Annotated in this window: 8 protein-coding genes; 3 read left to right on the forward strand and 5 right to left on the reverse strand. The window is 73.3% G+C overall.

Going from position 1 to position 6,596, the window contains the following annotated elements:
• The 5 genes from LLG88_04265 to LLG88_04285 form a co-directional block, all read right to left on the reverse strand.
• Positions 1 to 282: homogentisate 1,2-dioxygenase (locus LLG88_04265; protein ID MCE5246120.1), on the reverse strand; the 282-nt coding region annotated here is incomplete at its 3' end.
• Positions 279 to 1,454 (reverse strand): 4-hydroxyphenylpyruvate dioxygenase, encoded by a 1,176-nt coding sequence (locus tag LLG88_04270; GenBank protein ID MCE5246121.1) that lies wholly within the window; start codon positions 1,452 to 1,454, stop codon positions 279 to 281. The genes LLG88_04265 and LLG88_04270, both read right to left, overlap by 4 nt.
• A gap of 20 nt (positions 1,455 to 1,474) precedes the next feature.
• Positions 1,475 to 2,290: a phenylalanine 4-monooxygenase gene (locus LLG88_04275; protein ID MCE5246122.1), complete on the reverse strand. Its 816-nt coding sequence runs from the start codon at positions 2,288 to 2,290 to the stop codon at positions 1,475 to 1,477.
• A 78-nt stretch (positions 2,291 to 2,368) separates the two neighbouring features.
• Positions 2,369 to 2,842 (reverse strand): GAF domain-containing protein, encoded by a 474-nt coding sequence (locus tag LLG88_04280; GenBank protein ID MCE5246123.1) that lies wholly within the window; start codon positions 2,840 to 2,842, stop codon positions 2,369 to 2,371.
• An 80-nt stretch (positions 2,843 to 2,922) separates the two neighbouring features.
• Positions 2,923 to 3,876 carry a CsgG/HfaB family protein gene (locus LLG88_04285; GenBank protein MCE5246124.1) on the reverse strand — a complete coding sequence of 318 codons (954 nt, stop codon included), beginning with the start codon at positions 3,874 to 3,876 and terminating at the stop codon, positions 2,923 to 2,925.
• 87 nt (positions 3,877 to 3,963) lie between these two features.
• Between LLG88_04285 and LLG88_04290 the strand changes: the two genes are divergently transcribed.
• The 3 genes from LLG88_04290 to LLG88_04300 all read left to right on the forward strand — a co-directional run bounded on the left by LLG88_04290 (position 3,964) and on the right by LLG88_04300 (position 6,294).
• Complete coding sequence (locus LLG88_04290) at positions 3,964 to 4,341, forward strand: carboxymuconolactone decarboxylase family protein (protein MCE5246125.1); 378 nt, start codon at positions 3,964 to 3,966, stop codon at positions 4,339 to 4,341.
• A 148-nt stretch (positions 4,342 to 4,489) separates the two neighbouring features.
• Positions 4,490 to 5,302, forward strand: a complete 813-nt coding sequence (locus LLG88_04295; protein ID MCE5246126.1) for a ferredoxin--NADP reductase — start codon at positions 4,490 to 4,492, stop codon at positions 5,300 to 5,302.
• Positions 5,299 to 6,294 (forward strand): fatty acid desaturase, encoded by a 996-nt coding sequence (locus tag LLG88_04300; protein ID MCE5246127.1) that lies wholly within the window; start codon positions 5,299 to 5,301, stop codon positions 6,292 to 6,294. Before LLG88_04295 ends, LLG88_04300 begins: the two co-directional genes overlap by 4 nt.
• Positions 6,295 to 6,596: the final 302 nt, after the last annotated feature.

Genomic DNA, 6,596 nt, shown 5'->3' on the forward strand with positions numbered 1-6,596 from the left:
CAGCCGGCGGCCGAGGAACGGCGCGCCCCCCGGCGCGAGGTCCGCGGCGCGGAAGTGGCGCGGCCGCAGCGCGGTCGGCGGCTCCGGCGGCGCGTCGCCGGGGAACGGGCCGAGATCCTCCGCCGCGCCGACCCAGTGCGGCGGACGGCGGTGGTAGAGGATCGTGTAGGCGCCCTCGAACCCGCGGCGCGTGAGGCAGTGCTCGAACGCCAGCTCGCCGTCGGGGGAGAAGACCGTGTGCGGCTTCGCGGGAACCGCGCCGCGCTGCAGGCGGTGGATCATCGACCCTCCCCTTCGTCCCGTTCCGCTCGGCGCCGCCGGTCGCGCGCGAGCGCCTCGAAGATGGCGCGGAAGTTCCCCTCGCCGAAGCCGCGCGCGCCGCGCCGCTGGATGATCTCGTGGAAGAACGGCCCGGCCTGCGGGTCGTCGAAGAGCCCCGCGCCGTCCACCATGAAGGCCTGCAGCAGATAGCGCTCGTCCTCGCCGTCGGCGAGGATCCCCAGCCGCCGCAGGTCGTCGATCCGCTCCTCGAGGCGCGGCACGTCGTGCGCCGCGAGCCGCTCCGGCAGCAGCTCGTAGTAGCTCGCCGGCGCGTCGAGGAAGCGCGCCCCCGCCGCGCGCAGCCCGGCGACGGCCGGGACGATCGCCGGCACGTGGAAGGCGACGTGCTGCACGCCCGGGCCGCGGTTCTCGGCGCAGAAGAGGTACGCGCGGCCCGCCTCGAAGTTCGGCGCCGCCGGCTCCTCGGCCGCGAACTTGATCCCCGACTCCGGATCCCACATCACGATCGCGGCGAGGCCGGCGCCGCCGGCGCGCGGATCGACGTCCCGTTCGTGGAAGCGGCTCCGCCAGTACTCGGCGAAGCCGAGGACGTCGCGCAGCCAAGTGACGAACGGCTCGATCGTGAGGAAGCTCGACGCGACGTGGTCCACGACCTGGATGCCGAAGCGGTTCGCCGCGGCGCCGGGCTCGCGCGGCGCGAACCCCGGCGGCAGCGCCCCTGCGGCGCGTTCGACGAAGCGGAAGCGGACCTCGCCGAGCGGCGCGGCGATCTCGAACCAGCGGTAGGGGCGACCCTCGAGGTCCCGCTCGTCCGCGGTCTCGGCGACGAGCGTCGCGCCGCGGCGCTCGAGCGCCGCGCGGGCGGCGGCCGCGTCGCGCACGCGCAGCGCGATCGTCGCCGCGCCGTCGGGGCGCCGCGCCAGCCAGCGCGCGGCGCGCGCGCCGCGCTCGCTCGGCGAGGCGACGGAGAAGACCGCCTTGCCGGCGCGGAAGAGCGCCGCCTGCTCGCCGCGGCGCGCGGCGACGCGCGGCTCGAGCCGCGCGATTTCCGGCACGTCCATCGTCGCCGCGTAGAAGCGGCGCGCGCGCTCGAAGTCCGCGGCGAGGAACTCGCAGCCGTCCCAGCCCATGATCCCGATCGTCGCGGTCGCCTGCTGCTCGTGGTCGGGCATCGCGTTCCTCCGCGGAACCGTCAGCCGCCGCGCGCCGCCTCGATGAACGCGGCGACCTTCCCGAGCGCGTCGGCGAGCGAGGGCGACTCGAAGAGAAGCGGCTGGTAGGTGGTGATCGGATTCGGCGTCTCCGCCGCGACGGCGGCGTCGAACGGGCGGACCTCCGGCGCGCCGGAAAGGGCGCGCGCCAGCTCGCCGTAGCTCGAAAGGAGCCCGGCGCCGTAGGCGCGCCGCTGCCCGTTCTGCCGCACGAGGCCGAACTCCAGCGTGTACCAGTAGAGCCGCGCGACGCGTTCGACCAGCGCGTCGTCGGCGCCGAGCGCCGCGGCGCCGATCCGCTCGGTGAGGTCCGCGTACTCGGAGACGGCGAGCATCGGCGCGTGGCCGAGCAGCTCGTGGCAGAGGTCGGGCTCCGGCGTGTAGTGGGGCGCGGAGTGATGGCGCAGGTACTGCGTGGCGGGGAAGACGCGGCGCGCAAGGGCGGCGAGGAAGTCGCGCGCCTCGACGAGCCCGGGCGCGGGGACGACGCGGAAGCCGGTCGTCGCGCGCAGGCGCGCGTCCGCGTCGGCGAGCTGCGGAACTTCGTCGGGACCGAACTCGAACGAGCGCAGGGCGCCGTTGAACTCGCGGCAGGCGTGCGTGGGGTAGAGCTCGGACAGATGGCGGAAGACGGCCCCCCACGTCGCCGTCTCGGTGGCGGTGTAGACGATGCGCGGCGGGGCGTCGCCGGGGCGGTGGGCGAGCGCGGCGGCGGCGATTTCGTCCCGCCGGCGGCGGTACGTCGGATCGTTGAAGCCGGGATGGTCGGCTGCGAGCCGGACGACGCTGGTCTTCATCGGCTTCCTCGCGCGCCTGAAATATCCCGAGGCGGCGCGAGGCCGGCAACGTCTTTCGTCCGGCGCGGCGGGCGCGGCTCAGGGCGCGAAGATCATCGCCGCGACGCGCTCCAGCCCGGCGGCGTCGGCCGGGCCGAAGGCGTCCTCGCGTTCGGAGTCGACGTCGAGCACGGCGCGGAGGACGCCGGCCGGGTCGCGGACCGGGACGACGACTTCGCTCTTGGAGCGGGCGTCGCACGCGATGTGGCCGGGGAAGGCGTGGACGTCCGGGACGAGGACGGTTTCGCCGCGCGTCGCCGCCGCCCAGCAGACCCCCTTGCCGCGCTCGAGGACTTGGCAGGCGAGCGCGCCTTGGTACGGCCCGACGACCAGGTCGTCCTCGATCAGGCGGTAGAAGCCGGTCCAGAAGAAGTGGGTGTTCTTGTGGTGGAGCACCGCGGCCGCCGTCGCCATCCGCGCGATCGGGTCGGCGGTCTTCGTGAAGAGCGGCGCCAGTTGCGCGGCGATCCGCGCGTAGCGGTCGGCGAGACGAGTCTGGTCGGCGGCGGGCATGGGGGCCTCCGGCGGGGACGAAAACGCCCCGGCCCGTACGATGCCACGGACCGGGGCGCGGGGCACGCCGAGGGCGCGCGTCACTTCATGCGGATTCTGTCTCCCGCCTGGAAGCCGGCGCCGGACGCGGCCCTCGCTTCCGCGAGACGCGCGCCGAGGATCCGCACGACCTCGACCTCGCCGACCTCGCTCTCGTCGCCGCCGAGCAGCTCGCCGGTGTCCGGGTCCTTGATCTGCTCGCCGAGGTGGTGGACGACGAAGCGGTCGCCGACCTTCACCCCCGCGGCGTCGCCGACGTTGAGGTAGATCTTGCCGCCTTCGACCTTGGCGATCTTCCCCTCGACGCCGCCGCGCACGGCCGCGGGCGCGAGGTTCGCGGAGCGCGCGGCGATGTCCTTGGCCAGCGACTGCACCGCGCCGCTGAGGATCTTCGAGGCCATGCCGGAGTTCCACTCGGTGCCGAGGCTGGCGCCGGCGAACTCGCCCTTGCCGAAGCGGTAGCTGCCGGCGCCGTCGTAGGCGCCGAGGATCTCCGCCGTCGTCGTGTCGACGAGGCGCGCGGTCAGCGCGGCCTTGCCGGTGATCATCCGGAAGCCGACGCCGCCGAGCCCCTTCCAGGAGCCGATCTGCGGCACGTTGCCGCCGGTCTCGTTGACGTTGAACTCCGTGACCGCGCCGATCACGACGAGCTGCACGCCGAGGATCTTCCCCAGCTTGGCGGCCGTCGAGGGGTCGATCCGGCCGCTCTCGGCGAGGTTCTGCTCCTGCAGGATCTTGTCCAGCTTCTGCCGCTCGACCATGCGGAAGCGGCCGGTCTTGACCAGCTCGCTCGTCAGGTTGTCGGCCGCGGAACGGGCGAGGTTCGTGTAGGACCAGCCGTACGACCACGATCCTTCGAGCGCTTCCGTGTCGAAGTCCACCACCGCCACGCGGATCTTCTGCTCGTCCGCCGCGCGGGCGGGCGCGGGCGCCGCCGCCAGCACGAGCATCGTCGAGGCCGCCGCGGCCGCGGCGCGCCAGAATCCCTTGGTCATCGCGTTCCTCCTCCGAGGTGACTCGCGGTACTTTCCGGCCCGCGGGGGGGCGGCGTCAAGAGGCTTTATGATGCCGGCGGAGGGACGATGAACAAAGGCTTCGACTTGGACGACTTCCTCGTCTGGCGGCGCGAGATGAACGAGAAACTGCTCGCCAAGGAACATCTCGGCATCAAGAGGTTCTTCAACCTCGACACCAAGGCCTACGAGGACGGCGCGCTGGACGCGAAGACGAAGGAGTTCATGGGGCTCGTCGCCTCGGCGGTCCTGCGCTGCAACGACTGCATCGACTATCACCTCGTGCAGACGGTGCGGCGCGGGGCGACGGACGCCGAGCTGCTCGACGCGCTGAACGTCGCGCTCGTCGTCGGCGGCTCGATCGTGATCCCGCACCTGCGGCACGCGGTGGCGACGCTGGAGGCGCTGCGGCGGGCGCAGAGCGAGGGACGCCCGATCGATCTGTGAGACGCCGCGCATAGGCGCGGCGGGCGCAGGGGCTCCGTCGTTGCGGCGACGCGCGCGGCGCCAGGCCGCCCGCACGGGGCGGGCGCGGGAGGCGCGTTCCTTGCGGCGGCGACGCGCCGATCCCCGTATCGTGGCGGGGGAGGGGCCGATGAACCAGCTCAACGCGATTCTCGTCGGGCGCGAGGACGTCTCGCCGGGGCACGCGGTCTTCCGCGTGGCGCCGGACGGCTGGTCGCTGCCGCCGTTCGTCGCCGGGCAGTTCGGCCTGCTCGGCTTGCCGGGCGACGCGCCGCGCTGCGCCGAGGCGGACGCGGACGACGAGCCGCGCCCGGCGCCGGACGCGCTGATCCGCCGCACCTACTCCGCCGCCTCGTCGTCGTTCGAGCGGCGCTACGTCGAGTTCTTCATTTCGCTCGTCCGCACCGGCGCGCTGACGCCCCGTCTCTTCGCGCTGCGGCCCGGGGACCGGCTGCATCTCGGCGCCCGCTTCTCGGGGATGTTCACCCTCGCCGAAGTTCCGGCCGACCAGCACGTCGCGATGGTCGCCACGGGCACCGGGCTCGCGCCGTACATGTCGATGCTCCGCTCGCGCGCCGCGGCCAATCCGGACCGTCGGATCGCGGTGTTGCTCGGCGCGCGCCGCGCGCGCGACCTCGGCTTCCTCGCGGAGCTGGAGGCGCTCGCCGAGCGCGAGCCGAACGTCGTCTTCGCGCCGATCGTCAGCCGGCCGCAGGACGAGGACGGCCCGTGGTCCGGACGCGTCGGGCGCGTGCAGGACCTGTGGACCGGCGGCGCGCTCTCGGGCGAGTGGGGTTTCGCGGCGCGTCCCGGCGCGGCGCACGTCTTCCTTTGCGGCAACCCGCGGATGGTCGAGGAGATGTCGGAGCTGCTGCGCGCCGAAGGGTTCAAGGACCACTCGCGGCGCAGCCCCGGCGATCTCCACGCGGAGCGGTTCTGGTGAGCCTCGGCGCGCCGGGGGCGGCGGAGACGCCGCGCTGGAGCGCGGCTACGGTCGGCTTGCGCGGCGAGCTGGCGGCGGCCGTGCCGCGCGAGCTGCTGCTGGAGCTTCATCGGCCGCGCCCCTTTAAGCACTTCGCGGTCCTCGCCTGGCAGATCGTCCTCGTCGCCGGCGGGGCGGCGGGCGCGGCTCTTCTCCGTCCGATCTGGCTTTGGCTGCCGTGCTCCGTCGTCCTCGGCGTCACGTTCTTCAACTTCACCGTGCTGCTGCACGAGGTCGTGCACGACGCGGTCTTCGCGCGCCGCGGGCGGGCGCGGCCGAACGCGTTCCTCGGCTGGCTCTACGCCTTCCCGAGCGGGGTCTCGAAGACGCAGTTCACGCGCTGGCATCTCGACCACCACGCGAACCTCGGCGACCCGGAGCGGGATCCGAAGCGTCGGCGGCTGTCGCCGAAGCGGAACGCGCGCTGGTTCAAGCTGCTCTACGCGACGCCGGCGCTGATCCCGCTCTACTTCCGCGCCGCGGCGCTCGCGGCCCGGGACTACGCGCCGGAAACGCGGCGGCGGATCGCGCGGGAGCGGGTCGTCACGGTCGTCGGGCAACTGGCGATCCTCGCGACGATCGTCGCGCTCGGCGGGTGGGGGACGGCGCTCCGGGTCTACCTCGTGCCGTACCTCTTCGTCTTCCCGGCCGCGTTTACGCTGAACCGTCTCGGCCAGCACTACGACGTCGATCCCGCGGATCCGGCGAAGTGGGGGACGCGGATGGCGCCGTCGGTCTTCTGGGACGTCGCGTTCCTCTGGTCGTCGCGGCACCTCGAGCACCACTACTTTCCGCGCGTGCCGTTCTACAACCTGCCGCGCTTGACGCGCGCGCTCGAGCCGTTCTTTCGGCGCCGCGGCGTGCGGTCTTCGACCTACGCGCGCCTCGTCTGGCAGTGGTACGTCCTCAACCGCGCGCCCCACACCGACTGGCGGTCCGATCGTCGTCCGTAGGGGAGGCTGGCGCGCCCCGATGAACGTTGCCGCGCTCAAGACGCCACCGCGCCTGCCTCCCGACGTGCAATACGCGCAACCCTGTTGTTGAAACGCCCAAAGGCAACGAGGCGAGGTCCGCGTCGGGCGGCCGACGCGGCGGACGTCGATGGGGACTCGGACATAAAAGGAACCGGCGCGGACCGCCCGCGCCGGTTCTTGGACTCTCCGGGTTTTTAGAGTGGGTGGACGAGTCCGAAGCCCCACTGTATTGGCCGGAAGCCTGCCCTTCCGGCTTTCATGATCGCGCGCGCCCCAAGCGC

It is taken from the genome of bacterium, assembly GCA_021372775.1.
Classification (GTDB): Bacteria; Acidobacteriota; Polarisedimenticolia; order J045; family J045; genus JAJFTU01.